Genomic DNA, 18,435 nt, shown 5'->3' with positions numbered 1-18,435 from the left:
AGCGCAAGAGCGAGGAGAGCACATGCTCGACATCAAGTTCGTCCGCGAGAACCCCGACATCGTGGACAAGTCCTGCGAGTCCAGGCAGAACGCCCACTGGGACCGCGAGAAGTTCTTTGAGCTGGACGAGGAGCGCCGCTCCGTCATCGCCGAGGTCGAGAAGCTCCAGGCCGACCGCAACTCCGTCTCCAAGCAGATCGGCCTTCTTATGAAGGACGGAAAGAAGGACGAGGCGGAGGCCGCCAAGACCCAGGTCGCCGCGAACAAGGAGCGCATCGCCGAGCTGGGCGAGAAGCGCGCCACCGTCGAGCAGGAGCTCTTTGACCTCGTCGCCGCCATCCCCAACATCCCGCACGAGTCCGTGCCCTACGGCAAGGACGACTCCGACAACCCCGAGGTCCGTCGCTGGGGCACCCCGCGCGAGTTCGACTTCGAGCCCAAGGCCCACTGGGACCTCGGCCCCGAGCTCGGCATGATCGACTTCGACCGCGGCGTCAAGCTCGCCGGCACCCGCTTCTACCTGCTGGGCGGCATGGGCGCCCGCATGGAGCGCGCGCTCATCAACTTCTTCATCGACATGCACTCCAAGGTCGGCTTCAAGGAGTGGTGGCCGCCCGTCATAACCAACCACGACAGCCTCTTCGGCACCGGCCAGCTGCCCAAGTTCGATGAGGACCTCTACCACGTGAACCCCGACCTCTACCTGATCCCGACGGCCGAGGTCCAGCTGACCAACATCCACCGCGACGAGGTCCTCGACGGAGACAAGCTCCCGCTGCTCTACACCGCCTTCACCCCGTGCTTCCGCGAGGAGGCTGGCTCCGCCGGCCGCGACACCCGCGGCATCATCCGCGTGCACGAGTTCGACAAGGTCGAGATGGTCAAGTTTGCCAAGCCCGAGGACTCCATGAACCAGCTCGAGTCCATGGTCGCCGAAGCCGAGGCCTGCCTGCAGACGCTTGGCCTGCCCTACCATGTGGTCACGCTGTGCACCGGCGACATCGGCTTCAGCGCCACCAAGTGCTACGACCTCGAGGTGTGGCTGCCCAGCTACAACAACTACAAGGAGATCTCCTCCTGCTCCAACTGCTGGGACTTCCAGGCCCGCCGCGCGAACATCAAGTACCGCGACCCGGCGAACTTCAAGGGCACGCGCTATGTGCACACCCTCAACGGCTCCGGCCTCGCCGTGGGCCGTACGATGGCCGCCATCATGGAGAACTACCAGAACGCCGACGGCACCATCACCGTGCCGGAGGCCCTGCGCCCCTACATGGGCGGCATCGAGGTCATCAAGCCCGAGGCGTAGGAACTTCTTTACGCTTGCCCCACAACTGATTCGCAGCACGTGAAGATGCCGCCCGCGACCCGCGGGCGGCATTGTTGTCCCGTTCGTGCACCATACTTGTATGGTGTTGATGAGCGAGCGCGAGCGTAGGGGAGCGATGTGGAAGAGCTGACGGTGGCGGCGAGGTTCGAGTCCGCGGGGGACGTCCGCAAGATGAGCGTCGGAGGCGCGCCGGGGGCGCCTCTCGTGCTGCGAGAGGAGATCGAGGGGCCGTCGGTGCGCGTCGCCCATGGCGCGGACCGTGCGCTGCTCGACGTGCGCGTGCCGGCCTCCTGTACAGGGAGGCTCCTGGCTGCGCTGGGGGAGCTCTTCGGGGCCCGGTCGCTCGCGGAGTTCGCCCGCGACGAGGGGAACGACATCCTCGACCTGATGGACCTCTGCGATCGCGAGGGCATCCCCTATGACTTCGGGTTCATCGACTCGAATGAGGACGCCGCTCTTCGCCGTGCCGATCTATAACAAAAAAGGGCTTCCCGAAGGAAGCCCTTTAAATTGCGTGGTGCGGCGTATAGGATTCGAACCTATGACGCCCTGATTCGTAGTCAGGTCCTCTATCCAGCTGAGGTAACGCCGCGTGCAAGACAGTATATTGCCAGCCTTCCTCTACGAAGTCAAGCGAGAATCTCAAAAAATTTTGCCTGTTCCCACCATCACTGGGTGACAGTCATTGTGAGCAGCGGTTTTGCGACACCCATCACTGGGTGACAGTCATTGGCTGATGGGTGGCAAGGAAAGCTGCACGCAATGACTGTCACCCAGTGATGGCGGGGAGGGAAGGAAGAAAAAAGCCCGCCGGCGCGTGGGCGCGGGCGGGCTGTGCAGTCTGGCGGAGAGCTGGGGATTCGAACCCCAGATTCCCTTAGGGGGAATACTCGCTTAGCAGGCGAGCACCTTCGGCCTCTCGGTCAGCTCTCCGTAAATGGTGCTTGTGAATCATAGCGCATACCGGGAGATTTATCCAACCAGTCGCGAAAGAAAATCGCCGTCGACCACGATATCCCCTCGATGTTCGGCGATTTTGTCCCACGAGAAGCGCTCAATGAGCTCCGTGGGCGTCGCCTCCTCGCCTGGATCGGCAATTCCCGCCGCCGCGGCCAGCGACCCGATGATCCTGCCCGCCGGCACCCCACGGTCCCGCAGGGCCCCTAGGTCGAGGTCTTGGTCGCGCTTGGAAAGCCTTCTGCCGCCGGGCGCCGTGAGCAGCGGCACGTGCCCGTACGCAGGATGCTCGATGCCGAGCAGCCGCGCGAGGTAGGTCTGCCGAGCCGACGAGCTCAAGAGGTCGCGCCCGCGGACGACCTGGTTCACGCCCATGAGCCCGTCGTCCACCACGACCGCGAGCTGGTATGCGAACACGCCGTCGCTGCGCCGCACGAGAAAATCGCCGCATTCGCTCGCGAGCACTTCTTTCTGGGGGCCGAAGGCGAGGTCGCAAAACTCGATCGCGCCCGCGGGGTCTCCCGCCTCGGGCACCCGCAGGCGCGTCGCGGGCGCACGCCTGAGCGACTTCTGGGCGATCTGCTCCGCCGTGAGCCCGCGACAGGTCCCCGCGTACAGGTACGTGCCGTCCGAGGCGTGCGGCGCGGTCGCGGCGTGGAGCTCGGCCCGCGTGCAGAAGCACGGGTAGGTGAGGCCGAGCGCGCCCAGCCTCCCGACTGCCTCCTCATAGAGCTCTGTGCGGTCGCTCTGGAAATAAGGGCCCTCGTCCCAGCCGAGCCCGAGCCAGTCGAGATCGGCCATCAGCCGATCGGCGACGGCGGGGTCCTGCGCCCGCGGATCAAGGTCCTCGATGCGCAGCACCACGCGGCCGCCCCCGCTCTTTGCCGAGAGCCACGCCATCAGGCAGGAGAACACGTTGCCCAGGTGCATACGCCCCGAGGGCGTGGGCGCGAACCGACCGACGACCGGGGGCTTCTTTGCACCGGCTGCCTTTGCGCCTATGGGATCTACGGGGCGCGCGGAGGGCCCGCGTTCCATCAGGGGGGCCTCCATCAGAGCCCCTGGGCGTACACGTAGAGGTTGAAGTCGCCGTCATCGTCGGCGTCGGCCGTCTGGGGGCAGGCCGGCGCCTCGACCGCGCTCGCGCGCTTGGCCATGCGCCTCATGCCCTTGTGCTCGTAGAACCCGACGTCGCACGAGTCGTCGGTCAGCAGATAAAACCCGCCGAGCTCCGCCGCGCGCCGCTTCGCCTCGCCGAACAAGCGCCCGCCCACGCCGAGCCCCTGCGCCGCGGGAGAGACGATCAGCAGCTTGATCTCCGCGCCGTTGCCGATGCCGTCGCTCTGCGCGTACTCGTCGGAAAGAAGCGCCTCCTCCTCAAGGATGTCCACGTCGCGATGGATCTCCTCCTCCAGAGAGGGGTCGGCCGCCGCCTCCGCCATGAGCATGTCTCGCCGCGCGGCCCACTTCGGGTCGGGCTCATCGTCGGTGCGAAGAAGCATTGCCCCGAGCACCTGCCCGCGCTCCTCGGCCACGAGACCCCAGTCCGCGTCGGCGAGGTATCCGCACAGATCGATGCTCGCCGAGTACTCGCCGGCGGCACCCTCGAGGTCGCAGCTCCATTGTGCCCGCATGAGCTCGGCGACCGCCTCGAAGTCGCCGGGCTCGAAGGGTCTGTATAGAATGTCCGCGCGCTCGCGCATCCGCGGCTCCTTTCTGTCGGTCTCGTCGAGTACCGATGGTATCGCTTGGACGGCGGCCGTCGCACCGACATGGGCCGCGTGCCCTCGGAAAGCTTAGATGCGGGGGGGGGGCGTTCCTTGAGCCGTTGTTTTTTTGCTTGCGGGGCGATTTGTGCAGCTATTTGACCTGTAGTGTGGCAGACGTCTCAAACTATTGATATATGTATCATATAAAAGTAAATGAACATATTAGCGTTGCTGAATTTAGTGATGCACTTTACCTGTGTGTTGTTTGTATTATTGACTTCTAACTGGCACTTCGGCTTAAGCCTTTATTCATACTGCGAATTAGATTTATTGCTATTATTCAAACCGTTATTTATGGATTACTCGGAGGTGGCGGGTGGCTGATTCGTCGGTGTCGGAGAACGGTTCTGCGGGCGAGCTCAGGCTCACCCCGTCCGCGCGTGCCATCCTCGCCTACGTGGCCGACCACGAGGGCGAGCCTGTGACCAAGGCCGCCATCGCCTCCGCTCTCGGCCGATCCGAGAAAACCGTCGACCGCCTCATGTCAAAGATGCGCGAGCACGGCTACCTCGAGGTCGAGACCCGCTGGAGCGAATCCGGCGCTCAGCTCGCGAACTCATATAAGGTCGTTTCCCGGTAGGGCAAGGTGACTTCATGCCGCGGGAGGGGCGTTTCTCGCCAGGTCCCGCGCGCCCGGCCAGCTCTTTGGCTATGATGCGATAACGCATCGAGCAGGGAGCGAGCAATGACAAGCACAGAGAAAACCTGGACCATCAAAGAGATCATCGACTGGACCTGCGGGTTTCTGCAGCGGCACGGGGACGAGCACCCGAGGCTGTCGGCTGAGTGGCTGCTCTGCGACGTCATGGGCCTCTCGCGGGTCGATCTCTATGTGAACTACGACCGCCCGCTCACCCCTGACGAGCGCTCGCGCATGCGCGCCGCGGTCCAGCGCCGTGCCGCCGGCGAGCCCCTCCAGTACGTGACGGGCGAGACCGCGTTTCGCCACATCGTCCTGCGCTGCGAGAGGGGCGTCCTCATCCCCCGCCCCGAGACCGAGGTCCTGGTGGACGCCGCGCTCGAGGGCGTCGACGCTGCCACGAAGGCCGCCGGCGGCATCCCGCCCCGGGTCCTCGAGGTCGGCTGCGGCACGGGCTGTATCTCGCTCTCCATCGCCTACGAGCGCAAGGGCGCGCAGGTCACGGCCACCGACCTCTCGTCTGCGGCAGTCGACCTCGCCGTCCGCAACCGCGACTCGCTCGGGCTTTCCGGCGCGGTGGATATCGTCGAGTGCGACCTCGCCTCGGGCGTCGATCCCGACCTTATGGGGACCTTCGCGGTCCTGGTGAGCAATCCTCCCTACATCCCTACCGACGTGCTCTCCCACGAGGTCCCCGCCGAGGTCAAGGACAACGAGCCCGAGCTCGCGCTCGACGGTGGCGCCGACGGGCTGGACGTGTTCCGCCGCCTCGTCGACCTCGCGCCGGGCGCGCTTACCCCGGGCGGCATGCTTTGCTGCGAGCTCTACGAGGGCCACCTCGGCGCGGCGGCCGATCTCGTGCGCGCGCAGGGTGGCTGGGCATCGGTCGAGGTGCGCCAAGACCTCACAGGCCGCCCGCGCGTGCTCGTGGCGGTGCGCGAGGGCTCGCTCCCTTCTTCCTCGCCCGTCGCCGGCCAAAAGATCGTGCGCGTGGACCCCGCAGACCCCGACCCCGCCGCCGTCGAGCGCTCGGCGGAGGCCCTGCGCGCGGGCGGCGTCGTCGCTCTGCCCACCGACTCGGTCTATGGCCTCGCCTGCGCCGTCGCGCCGGAGAACCCCGGTCATCGCCGCATCTTCGACATAAAGAAGCGCGACCTGCGCCAGACCCTCCCGTGGTTCGTCTCGCGCGACGGCGGCCTCGCGCGCTGGGGCCGGGAGCTGCCCGACTACGCGCTGCGCCTCGCCGAGCGCTTCTGGCCGGGCGCCCTCACCCTCGTGGTGCGCGCCGACGAGGGAGTGGACCCCGAGTACCTCCAGGCGGCCGACCCCCTGCGGCCCGAGGAGGGCGGCACCGTCGCCCTGCGCGCGCCGGGCTCCGAGTTCATCGAGGCGCTCCTGGCCGCCGTGGACGCGCCCCTGGCGCAGACCTCCGCGAACCTCCATGGGAGGCCGGCGGCGACCTCGGCCGACGAGCTCGACCCCGCCATCGTCCGCGACGTCGAGCTCGTCGTGGACGGCGGCCCGGCGCCGCTTGCCCAGGCCTCGACCATCGTGGACTGCACGGGCCCCGCGCCCCGCGTGCTGCGCGCCGGCGCGATCGACCCGGCGCTTGTGCTCGCCGTCGCGGCGGGGGAGTAGCGGCGGGCGCGAGGCGCATGCGTCCCGCGCTCCCCACGTTGCCCCGCGGTTACGCCGCGCCTCCCGCGGCGCCGGCCCCGCGCCCGCCTCAGTGCTACCCTATGCACCGTATGACCCGCGAACCCGAAAGGAACCACGCATGCGCATCGCCGTTGCCTGCGACCACGGCGGCTTCGTCCAGAAGGACGCCGTCATCGAGCACCTCAAGTCCCTCGGCCACGAGGTCACGGACCTCGGGACGAACTCCGAGGAGTCCGTCGACTACCCCGACTACGCCGACCGCGCGGCGCGCATGGTCTCCCGCGGGGAAGCCGACCGCGCCATCCTGATCTGCGGTACCGGCATCGGCATGGCCATCACGGCCGACAAGGTCCCCGGCGTCCGCGCGACCCCGGTCCAGACCGTCAAGTTCGCCGAGCTCGCCCGTCAGCACAACAATGCCAACGTCATCGGCCTCTCCGGTCGCTTCGTGAGCCTCGAGGACAACCTCGTGCTCGTGGACACCTTCCTCAACACCGAGTTCGAGGGCGGCAGGCACGCCAAGCGCGTCGAGAAGATCATGCGCGAGGACGACCCCGCCTTCCCCGGCGTGGACGCATAACAGAAGAGCATCAGGCCTCGGGCGGCGCTTCGGCGCCGCCCGAACTTGTAAAGGAGGCACCACCGTGGACTTCAGCAACCTCTCCGCGCAGGACCCCGAGATCTATTCCGCCATCGAGGCGGAGCTCCGCCGCGAGCGCGAGTCGATCGAGCTCATCGCGTCGGAGAACTTCACCAGCCTCGCCGTTATGGAGGCCATGGGCTCGCCCCTTACAAATAAGTACGCCGAGGGCCTTCCCGGCAAGCGCTACTACGGCGGCTGCTGGGCCGTCGACGTCGTCGAGAACATCGCCCGCGACCGTGCGAAGAAGCTCTTCGGCGCCGGGTTCGCCAACGTGCAGCCCCACTCGGGCGCCCAGGCCAACTACGCGGCCCTCGCCGCGCTCGCGAAGCCGGGCGACACCATCATGGGCATGAGCCTCGACAACGGTGGCCACCTCACCCACGGGTCGCCCGCGAACTTCTCGGGCAAGCTCTACAACGTCGTCTCCTACGGCCTCGACCCAAAGACCGAGCGCATCGACTTCGACGACGTCGCCGAGAAGGCCCGCGAGCACAAGCCCGCCGTGATCATCGCCGGAGCCTCGGCCTACCCGCGCACCATCGACTTCGAGCGCTTCGCCCAGATCGCGCACGAGAACGGCGCCAAGCTGATGGTCGACATGGCCCACATCGCCGGTCTCGTCGCCACCGGCCGCCACCCGAGCCCGGTGCCCGTGGCCGACGTGACCACGACGACCACCCACAAGACCCTGCGCGGACCGCGCGGCGGCCTCATCCTCACAAACGACGCCGACCTCTCCAAGAAGCTCAACTCCTCGGTCTTCCCCGGTACCCAGGGCGGGCCGCTCGAGCACGTGATCGCCGGCAAGGCGGTCGCCTTCGGCGAGGCCCTCGCGCCCGAGTTCGCCGACTACTCCGACGCCGTCCTCGCCAACGCCCGCGCGCTCGGCCGCGGCATGGAGTCGCGCGGCCTGCGCCTCGTCACCGGCGGTACCGATAATCACCTACTGCTCGTCGACCTGACCCCCGCCGGAGACGTTACCGGCAAGGACGCCGAGCGCGCCTTGGAGGAGGTCGGCATCACGGTGAACAAGAACACCATCCCCGGCGAGAAGCGCTCGCCCTTCGTCACCTCCGGCATCCGCGTGGGGTCCGCCGCAGCGACCACGCGTAGCTTCACGGAGCCGGAGTGCGAGCGCGTGGGCCAGCTCATCGGCGACGTGGTCAACAACCTGGGCAACGACGAGCTGCTCGACCGCACCCATGCCGAGGTCCGCGAGATGCTCGCCGTCCACCCGCTCTACCCGGAGCTCTCGAGGTAATATCTCTACGCAACGCGGTTTGTGTCGAAACGGAGTCTAAGACGAAAATCTCGTTGCTTTTTGAATCGGGTTCAATTATTGTGTCCAACGGTCTTTCGGGGCCATCGAAAACAGGGGGCGAGAAGCGGTGCAGATCTCCACGATCCTCGCGGGAACCGTCTGTGCCGTCATCGGCAGCGTGTTTCCCGGCTTCCTGTTCGAGAAGGCCCTCAAAGAGGGAAAAAGGGCTAAAGTGAGCATGAGTCTCGGGATGGCGAGCATCTTCTCGTCGTTCGTGCTCCTCAGCCTGGCTCAACTAGCGGTTTACTGCTTCGCGAGCGAGAAGGCGTTGACGTTCGGTTGTGCCATGGTAGCCTCCTTCCTGCTCATCTGGGCGGTGGAGGCAGCAAGGGCCTGGAAAGCCGCGAACAGCGACCCCGACCAGGCCTGATTGAAAGGAAGGGACGTAAGTGAATCCTCTCGACAGCCTCAGTGGCGAGGTCGACGAGCTCGTCTCGAGCTTCACGTCGACGCCGATCGTCGGCAACCTCGACACGGTCGGCTTTACCCAGTACTCGTTCTGGTTCGCCGTGGCAGTGGTGCTCATGCTCGTGCTGCTGTTCGTCTTCAAGGCGAAGCAGTCCGCGAGCCTCGTGCCCCAGGGCCGCTTCGTGAACACGATGGAGTACCTGGTCGAGTTCGTCCGCGACGACATGTGCAAGGGCATCCTGGGCGACACCTGGCGCAAGCACTTCCCGTTCATCGCATCGCTGTTCCTGGTGATCCTCGCCAACAACATCATCGGCATCATCCCGGGCTGCAAGCCGGGCACGGGCACCATCTCCACGACGGCCGCCCTCGCCATCGTCTCGTTTATCTACTTCATCGTCTGCGGCATAAAGAAGCACGGTGCCCTGGGCTACGCGAAGTCCCTCGCCCCTAAGGGCGTCGCCTTCCCGCTCAACGCCCTCGTGTGGTGCATCGAGGTCTTCTCGACCATCCTGCGCCTGATCACGCTGGCCGTCCGACTCTTCTGCAACCTCTTCGCCGGCCACGTCGTCATGGGCACCTTCGCCATCCTGGCGTCTCTGTTCTTCGAGCCGATGATCCAGGCCTTCTCGGCCGCGGCCGTCGCCCAGGCGGGCGCCTCGGTCATGTGGGTCGCCATCCTGCTGATCATCTATGTGGTCGAGATCATGGTCGCCGCCATCCAGGCGTACGTCTTCGCCCTCCTGACCGCGGTCTACATCCAGATCGCCGAGTCCGACGAGGAGTAGCGCGCCTTCGGTCCAGGCAACTCGCGGGCAGTCGCCCGCAGTTCATAGCACGTCGTTAGTTTGTTTTGGAACTCGCCCCGCAAAAACAAAGGAAACCTAGGGGCGAATGACAAAGGAGGAATTGTGGGAGCTCTCGGTGTCGTTGGTTATGGTCTTGGCGTTATCGGCGCTGGCATCGGTATCGGTCTGGCGGCGTCCGGCGTCGCTCAGGGCATGGCGCGCCAGCCTGAGGTCCAGGGCCGTCTGTTCACGGTCTTCATCCTCGGCTCCGCATTCGTCGAGGCCCTCGCCCTCATCGGCTTCGTCGTCTCCCTTATCGTCAAGTAGCTACGATAGGCGAGAAGCGACGAATCCCGTGATGGAGGCAATTATGAAGAGCACTACCAGAGGTCAGCTCGCCCGTGCGGGCGCGGCAATCGCCGTGGCCGTCGCCGGCATGCCGACCGCAGCGCTGGCGGAGGGCGTGGGGGCCGACATCCTCATCCCGAAGCCCGCCGAGTTCATCCCGGCGCTCATCGCCTTCCTCATCATCTGGATCGTGCTGGCCAAGCTCGTTTGGCCGCAGGTCCTCTCGATGATGGACAAGCGCCAGGAGAAGATCCAGGAGGACCTGGACGCCGCCGAGAAGTCCCGTCTCGACGCCGCCGAGTCCGCCAAGTCCTATGAGCAGAAGATCGTGGAGGCCCACCAGCAGGCCGACGAGATCATCTCCAAGGCAAAGAAGGAGGCCGAGGAGGAGCGCTCCGCGATCCTGGCCAAGGCCCAGAAGGAGGCCGCGGACGTCATCGCCAAGGCGCACGGCGCCGTCGACTCCGAGCGCCACAAGGCCATGATCGAGCTTTCCGGCTCCGTTGTGGACCTCTCGGTCGAGATCGCCACCAAGATCATCGGCAATGACCTTACCGAGGACCAGCAGCGCAAGCTCGCCGAGAAGTACCTCGCGGAAGTGAGCGCACCCAATGGCGACTAACCACACCGACGCCGAGAAGGTCGAGGCATACACCAGGGCGCTTCTGGAGGCCGCCCGCTGCGAGGGGCGCGCGAACGCCGACCTCGTGCAGTGGCAGCACGCGCGGAAGTTCTCCCCGGAGGTCCTCGAGACCCTCGCGGCCATGCAGAAGGAGGACGACCTCGGGCTCATCGAGCAGGTGTCCAAGCAGTACAAGCAGCTGCTCGACTCCGAGGACAAGACCGTCAGCGTGACCGTGACCACGGCCGTACCGATGGACGACGAACTCCGCAAAGCGGTGAGCGCAAAGGCAGAGGCCGACCTCGACGCCCCTGTGTACCTCGTGGAGCGCGTGGACCCGTCCATCATCGGCGGGATCATGCTCGAGGTGCGCGGCAAGCGCTACGACGCCTCCGTGCGCGCCCAGCTCTCTAACATCAGGAAGACGCTCTCCTCTTCGTTCAACGGAGGTGAGGAATAAATGACGACAGAAGAAACCATCAGCTCGCAGAAGATCCTGGAGACCCTTCGCGCTAACCTCAGCGCTATCAACGCGACGGTCGACCACCAGGAGGCCTCTGTGGTCACCGAGGTCGGCGACGGCATCGCCCACATCTCGGGCCTGAAGACCGCCATGGCCGGCGAGCTCCTCAAGTTCACCAGCTCTGCCACCGGCCACGACGTCTACGGCCTGGCCCAGAACCTGGACCGAGACGAGGTCGGCGCCGTCCTCTTCGGCAACGTCGAGGACATCAAGGAAGGCGACGAGTGCCGCACCACCGGCCGCGTCATGGATATCCCCGTGGGCCACGCGATGCTCGGACGCGTCGTGAACCCTCTCGGCCAGCCCATCGACGGCCTCGGCCCCATCGTGACGACGCACCGTCGCCCGATCGAGTTCAAGGCCCCCGGCATCATGGAGCGCCAGCCCGTGTGCGAGCCGGTTCAGACCGGCCTTCTCGCCATCGACGCTATGGTGCCCATCGGCCGCGGCCAGCGTGAGCTCATCATCGGCGACCGCAAGACCGGCAAGACGGCCATCGCCATCGACGCCATCGTCAACCAGGCGCAGACCGACATGATCTGCATCTACGTTGCCATCGGCCAGAAGGCCTCCACGGTCGCCACGATCCGCGAGTCCCTGGCCCAGCACGGCGTGCTCGACAAGACCGTCATCGTCGCCGCAACAGCGGCCGACTCCGCGCCGCTGCAGTACATCGCCCCGATGGCCGGCGCCGCGATTGGCGAGTACTTCATGTACAACGACGCCAACGGCAACCCCGCCGACGAGACCCATCCCGGCGGCCACGCCCTCGTCATCTACGACGACCTGTCCAAGCAGGCCGTGGCGTACCGTCAGATGTCGCTTACGCTGCACCGTCCGCCCGGACGCGAGGCGTACCCTGGCGACATCTTCTACCTGCACTCTCGCCTGCTCGAGCGCGCCTGCAAGCTGTCCGACGCCAACGGCGGCGGCTCCCTCACGGCGCTCCCGATCATCGAGACCCAGGAGGGCGACGTCTCGGCCTACATTCCGACGAACGTCATCTCCATTACCGATGGCCAGATTTATCTGCAGTCCAACCTCTTCTTCCAGGGCCAGCGCCCGGCAGTCGACGTGGGCATCTCGGTTTCGCGAGTCGGCGGAGCCGCGCAGGTCAAGGCCATGAAGCAGGTCTCCGGCACGCTTCGACTCGACCTCGCATCCTACCGCGAGAAGCAGGCCTTCTCGCAGTTCGGAAGCGACCTCGACGCCACCACGCAGTACCAGCTCAACCACGGCGCCCACATGATGGAGCTCCTCAAGCAGCAGCGTTACTCCGCGCTTGACGTCAAGGATCAGATCATCGCGATCTTTGCCGCCAAGGAGAACTTCATCGACGACGTCGACCTCGACCACGTGCCCATGTTCCGCGACGCGCTCGCCAAGTACATGTCCGAGCGCCACCCCGCGCTGCGCAACTCGCTCGTCGAGGGCAAGCTCGACGACGACAAGCAGTCCCGCCTCAAGCTTCACATCGGGCACTTCAAGAGGGACTTCCTCCTGGAGCACCCGAACAAGAAGTCCGCGGCGGACGTCGAGGGCGCGGCCGAGAAGACCGTCCAGCCGGATTCCACCAAGAAGGGCCAGGAGTAGGCACAACATGGCAAATCTTCGCGAGATATCGAGGCGCATGAGCTCGATCAAGAGCACCATGCAGATCACTCGAACGATGGAGATGATCTCCACCGCGAGGATCCGCAAGGCCCTTGACCGCGCGGAGCAGGCGGAGCCCTACAAGGACGCCGTCACGCGCATGCTCGCCAACGTCGCCAGCGCAGGCTTCGATGCCTCCCAGCCCCTGCTCGCCAAGCACCCGGCCGAGGAGCACGTGCTCTATGTGCTCGTCGCTTCCGACCGCGGCCTGGCCGGCGGCTTCAACATCGCCCCGCAGCGCGAGGTCGAGCACGAGATGCAGAAGCTCGCTGATAAGGGCGTGAAGTCCAGCGTCATCACGTGCGGCCGCAAGCCCACGGAGTACTTCACGTACCGCAAGAAGGAGCCTGTGATGTCCTTCGTGGGCATCTCGTCGGAGCCCAACATGGACGAGGCGGACCGCATCGCCTCCTACGTCATGGAGGGTTACTCCAACGGCGACTTCGACCGCGTGGTGCTGGTCTACTGGCACGCGAAGAACCGCGTCGAGCAGACGCAGGTCACCGAGCAGTTGCTTCCCATCACCAAGGAGCAGCTCACGATGCCCAACAAGCCGCGCACCCCTGAGGCGCTCTCCACTATCGAGGGCCAGGAGTACACGGACTTCTCCTTCGACCCCTCCCCGGAGGAGGTCCTGGGCCAGCTTCTGCCCGCGTACTTCCGCACGGTCATCTTCCACGCGCTTCTCGACTCGGCGGCAGCTGAGCACGGCGCGCGCCGCCGCGCCATGCAGTCGGCGACCGACAACGCCAAGGAGGTCCTCGGCAACCTTGGGCGCACGTACAACCGCGAGCGCCAGGGCGCCATCACCACCGAGCTCACCGAGATCATCGGCGGCACGTCCGCATTGGAGGACAACTAATGTCAGAAAACACCACCGAGCAGCGTAGCGCCCTCGAGGAGGCCGCGTTCCACAAGCTCAACAAGAGCGTGGGCACCGGCCGCATCGTCCGCGTCGTCGGCCCCGTGGTCGATGTCAAGTTCGACGATCAGGTGCCGGGCATCTACTCGGCCCTGCGCGTCGACGGCGACACGCCCATGGGTCACGTCGACACGGTCCTCGAGGTCGAGTCCCAGCTCGAGGGAGGCGTCGTCCGCACCGTCGCCATGTCCTCGACCGACGGCCTCACCCGCGGCCTGCTCGTCCACGACACCGGCCATCCCATGATGATGCCCGTGGGTCCCTCGACCCTCGGCCGCGTCTGGAACGTCATGGGCCAGCCGGTCGACGGCGGCGAGGTTCCCGCCGACGTCGATTACTACCCGATTCACCACCCGGCCCCCGCGTTCGAGGAGCTCACCACCCAGACCGAGATCTTCGAGACCGGCATCAAGGCCATCGACCTTCTCGAGCCCTACGTCCGCGGCGGCAAGACCGGCCTGTTCGGCGGCGCCGGCGTCGGCAAGACGGTCCTCATCCAGGAGCTCATCAACAACCTCGCCCAGGAGCACGGCGGCACTTCCGTGTTCACCGGCGTCGGCGAGCGCACCCGTGAGGGCACCGACCTCTTCCTCGAGATGACCGAGTCCGGCGTCATCAACAAGACTTGCTTGGTCTACGGCCAGATGAACGAGCCGCCCGGAGCCCGTATGCGCGTCGCTCTCTCGGGTCTGACGACCGCCGAGTACTTCCGTGACCAGGGCCAGGACGTCCTTCTCTTCATCGACAACATCTTCCGCTTCTCGCAGGCCGGCTCCGAGGTCTCCGCGCTTCTTGGCCGCATCCCGTCCGCCGTCGGCTACCAGCCCACGCTGGCCACCGAGATGGGCGAGCTCCAGGAGCGCATCACCTCCACCAAGGAGGGCTCCATCACCTCCGTCCAGGCCGTCTACGTCCCCGCCGACGACCTGACCGACCCGGCGCCCGCCACCACCTTCACGCACCTCGACGCGACGACGGTTCTTTCCCGCTCCATCACCGAGCTGGGCATCTACCCCGCCGTCGACCCGCTGGCGTCCTCGAGCTCCGCGCTCGACCCCTCCATCGTCGGCGAGGAGCACTACCGCGTGGCCATGGCCGTCCAGGAGACCCTCCAGGAGTACTCCGACCTGCAGGACATCATCGCCATCCTGGGCATGGACGAGCTTTCTGAGGACCAGCAGAAGGTCGTCGCCCGCGCCCGTAAGATCCAGCAGTTCCTCTCGCAGTCGTTCCACGTCGCCGAGAAGTTCACCGGCAACCCGGGCTGCTACTGCACCATCCAGGACACGGTCCGCTCCTTCGCCGAGATCATCGACGGCAAGTGCGACGACCTGCCCGAGCAGGCTTTCCGCTACGCCGGCACCATTGAGGACGTGCGCGCCCGCGCCGCCAAGATGGCCTCCGACGACTCGAAGAACTAGGTTAGGCAATGGCAGAGCTGAACGTACAGTTCGTGCGTCCCGACCGGGCCCTCTATGAGGGCCCGGCCACCAGCCTCGTGCTCGTCACCTATGCCGGCGAGCTGGGCGTCTACCCCGGCCACGCGGCCGAGATCGTCGCCCTCGGCGACGGCGTCGTGCGCATGAGGCTCACCGAGAAGGACGGCGGGGGAGAGCGCGACGTCGTCGTCTCCGGCGGCTACGCCGAGATTGACCACGACCAGGTCATCATCCTCGCCGACCATGCTCGCCGCACCGACGACATCGACGTCGAGACGGTCCGCCGCACCCGCGATGAGGCCATCGAGACCCTCGATGCCTGCGAGGAGGGCGACCACAGGCGCGCGTACTACGAGAACAAAATCAATTGGTGTAACCTTCTGTTGAAGCAGACCATCAAGGACCAGTAAGGTCCTCTTGCATACGGAGGGTTCATGGACGTCATCAAGGTCGAGGGTGGCCACCCCATTACTGGCGAGGTGACCGTCGAGGGAGCAAAGAACTCGGCGCTTAAGCTTATGGCCGCTACGCTTATGGCCAAGGGCGTGAGCACCCTCACCAACGTCCCCGACATCGCCGATGTCCACGTAATGGGCAAGGTGCTCAAGAATCTCGGCGCGACCATCGAGGTCGTCAACGAGCATGAGCTGAAAATCGATACCACCAACGTCGACTCGTGGGAGACCCCCTACGACCTCGTCGTTCAGATGCGGGCCTCCACTGCGGTGCTGGGCCCGCTTCTTTCTCGCTTCGGCAAGGCCGTCGTCGCCATGCCGGGAGGCTGCAACATCGGTGCCCGAAAGATCGATATGCATATCCTCGGGCTCGAGGCCCTGGGCGTCGAGTTCAAGATCGACCACGGCAACATCCACGCGAGCGCGCCCCACGGCATCCACGGCGCGACCGTTACCCTCGCCTTCGCGAGCGTCGGCGCGACCGAGAACCTCATGATGGCGTCCGTTTTTGCCAAGGGCTCGACCACCATCGACAACGCTGCCCGCGAACCCGAGATCGTCGATCTCGCCAACCTCCTCAACGAGATGGGCGCCGACATCAAAGGCGCCGGCTCCCCGGTCATCGAGATCAACGGCGTCTCGGAGCTCCATCCCGTCACGCACGCCGTCGTGGGCGACCGCATCGAGGCCGGCACGTTTTTGGCCATCGGCGCCCTTTGCGGCGAGCCGGTCAAGGTCAAGGGCTTCGACCCCCGCCACCTCGGCCTTGTGCTCAAGAAGTATGAGCAGATGGGCATCCGCGTCGAGCGCGGGAGCCGCGAGTGCACTTGCTGGCGAGAAGGGCCGATCCTTCCCGCCGACATCCAGACCCTGCCGTTCCCCGGTTTCCCGACCGACATGCAGGCTCAGACCATGTGTCTTCTTTCCCTGTGCCAGGGTTCCTGCGTGATCACCGAGAACGTCTTCGAGAACCGCTTCATGCTCGCGAGCGAGCTCAACCGCATGGGCGCGGACATCACCATCGAGGGCCATCACGCCATCGTCCACGGCGTGCCCGCGTTCTCCGGGGCACAGGTCAAGTCCCCCGACCTGCGCGGAGGCGCCGCTCTCGTCATGGCCGGCCTGGTCGCGGACGGCGAGACCGTCGTCTCGGCGATCCACCACATCGATCGCGGTTATGAGGGCTTCGTCCCGAAGCTCGTCTCGCTCGGTGCCAAGGCGGAGCGCGACACGCTGCCCGATTTGGACCACGAAATCTAGACTCGTCTGGGTATAGTGGCCTTGTAAGAGCCAGCGTTCGAATAGCCCGGAGCATCTACATGATCAGCAACGCAAAAGATGACCACTCCCTCACCCGAGCCGGCGAGGATTATCTCGAGTCGATCTACCGTCTCTCGCTCGATAGCGGCGAGCCCGATGGGTCGGTCCGCTCGGTTGACGTCGCCGACCAGCTCGAGGTCTCCAAAGCCAGCGTGAACAAAGCCCTCAATCAGCTCAAAGACATGGGCATGGTCACCCAGAGCCGTTACGGCCGCGTGACCCTCACCTCCGAGGGCGAGAAGTACGCGAAGATCGTCTGGCGCTCGCACCGCGCGCTCCGCGCGTTTTTGCAGACGGACCTCGGCGTCGAGCCCGAGACCGCAGACGAGGAGGCCTGTCTCATGGAGCACGCGCTATCTGCCGATACCATGACGCGACTCATCGACTATCTGCAGAAGCAGGGCGTGAAGATCGACTAGTCCTTCTTTGCCAGCGACTACCCCTAGAGGTGAACAACCTTTGGATAAGCATGCCGATATGATTCGCTTCGGCAACGACGGCTGGAAAACTCGCTACGAGGACGGATTCACGGCGGAAAACGCTTCCCGAGTCGCCGCGGCTTTCGGGCTCCTGTGGTCTGAGGAGCATGAGGGCGCGACGGTCTACGTCGGGTATGACACCAGGCTCCCGTCCGAGGGAATCGCCCGCGAGTTCGCGGGGGTCATCGCCGCATGTGGCCTTCACGCCAAGCTGGCTTCCTCCGCATGCCCGACGCCCGCGCTCGCCTGGGCCTGCGCCCACGATGACGAGGCGATCGGCGCCGTGATGGTCACCGCCAGCGAGCTTTCCTGCGAGTACGGCGGAATCGTGGCGCGTGGAGCCGACGGCGGCCCGTGCGACCGGGAATTCCTCGACAAGGTGGAGCAGCTCGTTCCGTCGTCGCCGGATGATGCCCGCGGCCCCGTCGACATCGTCGAGGTGGTGGAGCCCTATATCGCGGGTCTCTTTACGTCGATGGGGAAGTGCGCGCCGCTTGCGAAGCCACTCAAGGTCGTCGTCGATCCCATGTACGGTTCTGGCGCGCGCGTGCTTTCCCGCGTTCTGAGGGGCCTCGGCTGCGAGGTCATCGAGATTCACTCGAGGAGCCTGGGCGACTTCGGCGGGATCCACCCCTCGCCGACCGACCCTTGGGCGGACGAATGCGAGCAGGCCGTGATCTCCGAAGGCGCCGACCTCGGAATCGTCCTCGATTGCGATGGCGACCGAGCCGGCGTGGTCGACGAGAGCGGCCGCTTGCTCGCCGTGCGCGAGCTTGTGCCGCTGGTCATCGAGGCACTCGCGCGGAAATCGCATGCCGAGGGGCGCGTGGTGACGACGCTCACGTGCTCGACCCTGATCGAGCGCCAGGCCGAGCGGCTCGGCCTCGAGTACGTGCCGGTGTCCGTCGGTTTCCCCTATATCTATAGCGAGATGGGGGAGGGCGACGTCCTTCTGGGCGCCGAGGAGTACGGTGGCATCTGCGTCCCTTCCCACCTGATGGAGCGCGACGGTATCTACGCGTGCCTCCTCGTCGCCGAATACCTGGCCGAATCCGGCCGGAGGCTGTCTGAGCTCGTTCAGACGCAGGAAGAAACCCTCGGAAAGACCTATTGGGCTCGCCGCGACGTCAGGCTCGATCCCGCGAGCGCCCAGGTCTTC

General features: G+C 65.7%; 20 protein-coding genes and 2 tRNA genes. 18 read left to right on the top strand and 4 right to left on the bottom strand.

Annotated features, from left to right (window positions below):
* The first annotated feature begins 22 nt into the window (after positions 1–22).
* Together serS and ACT84W_RS04665 are read left to right on the top strand one after the other, a co-directional pair.
* Positions 23–1,309: a serine--tRNA ligase gene (gene serS, locus ACT84W_RS04670; RefSeq protein WP_432290576.1), complete on the top strand. Its 1,287-nt coding sequence runs from the start codon at positions 23–25 to the stop codon at positions 1,307–1,309.
* A gap of 138 nt (positions 1,310–1,447) precedes the next feature.
* A complete protein-coding gene (locus ACT84W_RS04665; protein ID WP_444328359.1) occupies positions 1,448–1,807 on the top strand; it encodes a hypothetical protein in 360 nt (119 codons plus the stop codon).
* Between the two features lie 38 nt (positions 1,808–1,845).
* Here ACT84W_RS04665 and ACT84W_RS04660 read toward each other — a convergent pair.
* From ACT84W_RS04660 to ACT84W_RS04645, 4 genes are all read right to left on the bottom strand, one after another.
* A tRNA-Arg gene (locus ACT84W_RS04660) sits at positions 1,846–1,922 on the bottom strand.
* 250 nt (positions 1,923–2,172) lie between these two features.
* A tRNA-Ser gene (locus tag ACT84W_RS04655) sits at positions 2,173–2,263 on the bottom strand.
* A gap of 39 nt (positions 2,264–2,302) precedes the next feature.
* Entirely contained in the window at positions 2,303–3,325 is a 1,023-nt protein-coding gene (gene gluQRS, locus ACT84W_RS04650) for a tRNA glutamyl-Q(34) synthetase GluQRS (RefSeq protein WP_432290574.1), read from the bottom strand.
* A 14-nt stretch (positions 3,326–3,339) separates the two neighbouring features.
* Positions 3,340–3,990, bottom strand: a complete 651-nt coding sequence (locus ACT84W_RS04645) for a GNAT family N-acetyltransferase (protein ID WP_444328358.1) — start codon at positions 3,988–3,990, stop codon at positions 3,340–3,342.
* A gap of 382 nt (positions 3,991–4,372) precedes the next feature.
* Between ACT84W_RS04645 and ACT84W_RS04640 the strand changes: the two genes are divergently transcribed.
* The 16 genes from ACT84W_RS04640 to ACT84W_RS04565 form a co-directional block, all read left to right on the top strand.
* On the top strand, positions 4,373–4,636 hold the full coding sequence (locus tag ACT84W_RS04640) for a MarR family transcriptional regulator (RefSeq protein WP_417575957.1): 264 nt from the start codon (positions 4,373–4,375) through the stop codon (positions 4,634–4,636).
* 105 nt (positions 4,637–4,741) lie between these two features.
* Complete coding sequence (gene prmC, locus ACT84W_RS04635; RefSeq protein WP_417575956.1) at positions 4,742–6,334, top strand: peptide chain release factor N(5)-glutamine methyltransferase; 1,593 nt, start codon at positions 4,742–4,744, stop codon at positions 6,332–6,334.
* Between the two features lie 139 nt (positions 6,335–6,473).
* Positions 6,474–6,935 carry a ribose 5-phosphate isomerase B gene (gene rpiB, locus ACT84W_RS04630; RefSeq protein WP_432290571.1) on the top strand — a complete coding sequence of 154 codons (462 nt, stop codon included), beginning with the start codon at positions 6,474–6,476 and terminating at the stop codon, positions 6,933–6,935.
* A gap of 64 nt (positions 6,936–6,999) precedes the next feature.
* Positions 7,000–8,259, top strand: a complete 1,260-nt coding sequence (gene glyA / locus ACT84W_RS04625) for a serine hydroxymethyltransferase (protein ID WP_444328357.1) — start codon at positions 7,000–7,002, stop codon at positions 8,257–8,259.
* Positions 8,260–8,386: 127 nt separating this feature from the next.
* Positions 8,387–8,689, top strand: a complete 303-nt coding sequence (locus ACT84W_RS04620; RefSeq protein WP_417575953.1) for a hypothetical protein — start codon at positions 8,387–8,389, stop codon at positions 8,687–8,689.
* Between the two features lie 19 nt (positions 8,690–8,708).
* Positions 8,709–9,515, top strand: a complete 807-nt coding sequence (gene atpB / locus ACT84W_RS04615) for a F0F1 ATP synthase subunit A (RefSeq protein ID WP_432290569.1) — start codon at positions 8,709–8,711, stop codon at positions 9,513–9,515.
* A gap of 123 nt (positions 9,516–9,638) precedes the next feature.
* The gene (gene atpE, locus ACT84W_RS04610) at positions 9,639–9,842 is read left to right on the top strand and encodes an ATP synthase F0 subunit C (protein WP_075278954.1); all 204 of its coding nucleotides are present in this window, start codon (positions 9,639–9,641) and stop codon (positions 9,840–9,842) included.
* Positions 9,843–9,885: 43 nt separating this feature from the next.
* Positions 9,886–10,485: a F0F1 ATP synthase subunit B gene (atpF, locus tag ACT84W_RS04605; protein WP_417575951.1), complete on the top strand. Its 600-nt coding sequence runs from the start codon at positions 9,886–9,888 to the stop codon at positions 10,483–10,485.
* A complete protein-coding gene (locus ACT84W_RS04600) occupies positions 10,475–10,945 on the top strand; it encodes a F0F1 ATP synthase subunit delta (RefSeq protein WP_417575950.1) in 471 nt (156 codons plus the stop codon). Before atpF ends, ACT84W_RS04600 begins: the two co-directional genes overlap by 11 nt.
* Positions 10,946–12,601: a F0F1 ATP synthase subunit alpha gene (atpA, locus tag ACT84W_RS04595; protein WP_417575949.1), complete on the top strand. Its 1,656-nt coding sequence runs from the start codon at positions 10,946–10,948 to the stop codon at positions 12,599–12,601.
* A gap of 7 nt (positions 12,602–12,608) precedes the next feature.
* Positions 12,609–13,523: an ATP synthase F1 subunit gamma gene (atpG, locus tag ACT84W_RS04590; RefSeq protein ID WP_417575948.1), complete on the top strand. Its 915-nt coding sequence runs from the start codon at positions 12,609–12,611 to the stop codon at positions 13,521–13,523.
* Positions 13,523–15,004: a F0F1 ATP synthase subunit beta gene (gene atpD / locus ACT84W_RS04585; RefSeq protein WP_417575947.1), complete on the top strand. Its 1,482-nt coding sequence runs from the start codon at positions 13,523–13,525 to the stop codon at positions 15,002–15,004. Before atpG ends, atpD begins: the two co-directional genes overlap by 1 nt.
* Positions 15,005–15,012: 8 nt before the next feature.
* Positions 15,013–15,432, top strand: a complete 420-nt coding sequence (atpC, locus tag ACT84W_RS04580) for an ATP synthase F1 subunit epsilon (protein ID WP_417575946.1) — start codon at positions 15,013–15,015, stop codon at positions 15,430–15,432.
* Between the two features lie 24 nt (positions 15,433–15,456).
* Positions 15,457–16,737, top strand: coding sequence for a UDP-N-acetylglucosamine 1-carboxyvinyltransferase (murA, locus tag ACT84W_RS04575; RefSeq protein WP_444328356.1), 1,281 nt, complete (start codon positions 15,457–15,459; stop codon positions 16,735–16,737).
* Between the two features lie 59 nt (positions 16,738–16,796).
* A complete protein-coding gene (locus tag ACT84W_RS04570) occupies positions 16,797–17,216 on the top strand; it encodes a metal-dependent transcriptional regulator (protein ID WP_417575944.1) in 420 nt (139 codons plus the stop codon).
* A 58-nt stretch (positions 17,217–17,274) separates the two neighbouring features.
* Positions 17,275–18,435 (top strand): phosphoglucomutase (locus tag ACT84W_RS04565; protein WP_444328355.1); only part of this gene is annotated, 1,161 nt, incomplete at its 3' end.

The organism is Paratractidigestivibacter sp. (assembly GCF_052362415.1).
Lineage (GTDB): Bacteria > Actinomycetota > Coriobacteriia > Coriobacteriales > Atopobiaceae > Paratractidigestivibacter.
Note: the sequence above shows the minus strand (reverse complement) of the source record. Positions and strands in the feature narration are given on the sequence as shown.